At 60.3% G+C, this 2,214-nt stretch carries 3 protein-coding genes; 2 read left to right on the forward strand and 1 reads right to left on the reverse strand.

All coding sequences use genetic code 11. The annotated features are described in order from the left end of the window. The coding region (locus ACYQ1H_RS15415; RefSeq protein WP_460028920.1) for a hypothetical protein at positions 1-202 on the reverse strand (202 nt) is incomplete at its 3' end. Between ACYQ1H_RS15415 and amoA the strand changes: the two genes are divergently transcribed. Both amoA and amoB read left to right on the forward strand, forming a co-directional pair. Next, the gene (gene amoA / locus ACYQ1H_RS15420; protein ID WP_460028921.1) at positions 201-944 is read left to right on the forward strand and encodes a bacterial ammonia monooxygenase, subunit AmoA; all 744 of its coding nucleotides are present in this window, start codon (positions 201-203) and stop codon (positions 942-944) included. The genes ACYQ1H_RS15415 and amoA overlap by 2 nt on opposite strands. A gap of 82 nt (positions 945-1,026) precedes the next feature. Next, on the forward strand, positions 1,027-2,214 hold a 1,188-nt coding region (gene amoB / locus ACYQ1H_RS15425; protein ID WP_460028922.1), incomplete at its 3' end, for a bacterial ammonia monooxygenase, subunit AmoB.

A 2,214-nucleotide genomic window follows, 5' to 3' on the forward strand; every position in this document is an offset into this window, starting at 1 on the left:
AGTTTTCGCAAGCTTCGGCAACCTGATCGGCAACACTGTCTGTGAAGCCGTTGATCAGGGTCTGATCGCCAAGTAAGCGGAAAACCGGCGGCCCGCCGGCTGCAAGGCCACGGTCTTGCGGACGACGGGCCCCGGCCACTGGTTTGGGCGGCGGGCCACCGCCGCCCGAACGACAACAAAAGCAACCTTTGGAGGTATACATGAGCGCACTTAACTCAGCCGTACGGTCCCATGCCGAAGCGGTGTCAGTGTCCCGGACCGTCGACTGGCTGGGCCTGTTCGTCTTCTTCTTCGTCGTCTGTGGTTCCTACCACATTCACGCCATGCTCACCATGGGTGACTGGGACTTCTGGTCCGACTGGAAAGACCGTCGTCTGTGGGTCACCGTCACCCCGATCGTACTGGTCACCTTCCCGGCTGCTGTCCAGTACTTCCTGTGGGAACGCTTCCGTCAGCCGTGGGGTGCCACCCTCTGCGTACTGGCCCTGCTGTTCGGTGAATGGGTCAACCGGTACTTCAACTTCTGGGGCTGGACCTACTTCCCCGTCAACTTCGTCTTCCCGGCGATCCTGACCCCGGGTGCGATCCTGCTCGACACCGTACTGCTCCTGTCCGGCAGCTACCTGTTCACCGCCATCATCGGCGCCATGGGCTGGGGCCTCATCTTCTACCCGGGCAACTGGCCGATCATCGCCCCGCTGCACGTACCGGTGGAATACAACGGCATGCTGATGTCCATCGCCGACATCCAGGGCTACAACTACGTACGTACCGGCACCCCCGAGTACATCCGTATGGTAGAGAAGGGCACCCTGCGTACCTTCGGTAAGGACGTCGCACCGGTATCCGCCTTCTTCTCGGCCTTCATGTCCATCCTGATCTACTTCATGTGGCATTTCGTAGGCCGCTGGTTCGCCAACGTCCGCTTCATCAAGCAGTCCTAAGAGACGGCCGAACCCACGAACGACAACGACCGCCCGGCATATTCCGGCGCGGTACACCCGAAAACTCGAGAGAGGAAGAACCATGAAACTACTCAAAGACCGGATCGCCAAATGGTCCATGGTCAGCCTGCTGACCGCCTTTGCCGCGACCAGCTTCTACGCCCCGAATGCCGCTGCCCACGGTGAAAAGTCCCAGGCCGCCTTCATGCGTATGCGTACCATCCACTGGTACGACCTGAAGTGGTCCAAGGAAAAGGTCAAGGTCAACGAAACTGTCGAAATCACCGGCAAGTTCCACGTCTTCGAAGGTTGGCCCGAGACCGTTGACGCACCGGAATCGGCGTTCCTGAACATCGGTATCCCCGGTCCCGTGTTCATCCGCAAGGAATCCTACATTGGTGGCCAGCTGGTGCCGCGTTCGGTCCGTCTGGAAATCGGCAAGACCTACGACTTCAAGGTCGTCCTCAAGGCACGTCGTCCGGGTGACTGGCACGTCCACACCATGATGAACGTCGAAGGCGGCGGTCCGATCATCGGCCCGGGCAAGTGGATCACCATCGAAGGCTCCATGGGCGAGTTCAAGAACCCGCTCACCACCCTGACCGGTCAGACCATTGACCTTGAGACCTACAACCTCGAGAACACCTACTTCTGGCACGCCTTCTGGTATGCCTTCGGCCTGGCCTGGATCATCTACTGGATCCGCCGTCCGGTGTTCCTGCCCCGCTTCCTGCTGGTCAACGCTGGCCGTGCCAACGAACTGGTTTCCGGCACCGACCGCAAGATTGGCATGGGCTTCGCAGCCGCCACCCTGCTGATCGTCATCTTCGCGATGTCGACCGCCAACAGCAAGTACCCGATCACCATCCCGCTGCAGGCGGGCACGATGCGTGGCATGAAGCCGGCGGTTGACGAGAAGTCCACCATTGCCGTCAAGGTAGAAGACGCAACCTACCGCGTTCCGGGCCGTGCAATGCGCATGAAGCTGACCATCACCAACAACGGTGACAAGGCTGTCCGTCTGGGTGAGTTCTACACCGCCTCCGTTCGTTTCCTGGACTCCGACGTCTACAAGGACACCACCGGCTATCCGGAAGACCTTCTGGCGGAAGACGGTCTGGAAGTCAGCGACAACAGCCCGATCGCTGCGGGTGAGACCCGCACCGTTGAGGTGACCGCATCCGACGCGGCGTGGGAAGTGTATCGTCTGTCCGACATCATCTACGATCCGGACAGCCGCTTCGCCGGTCTGCTGTTCTTCTTCGATGCA

The organism is Methyloparacoccus murrellii (genome assembly GCF_054657115.1).

Bases quoted from the DNA above. Each gene is read 5' to 3' on its own strand.
- amoA (WP_460028921.1), top strand. From the start codon at position 201: ATGAGCGCACTTAACTCAGCCGTACGGTCCCATGCCGAAGCGGTGTCA.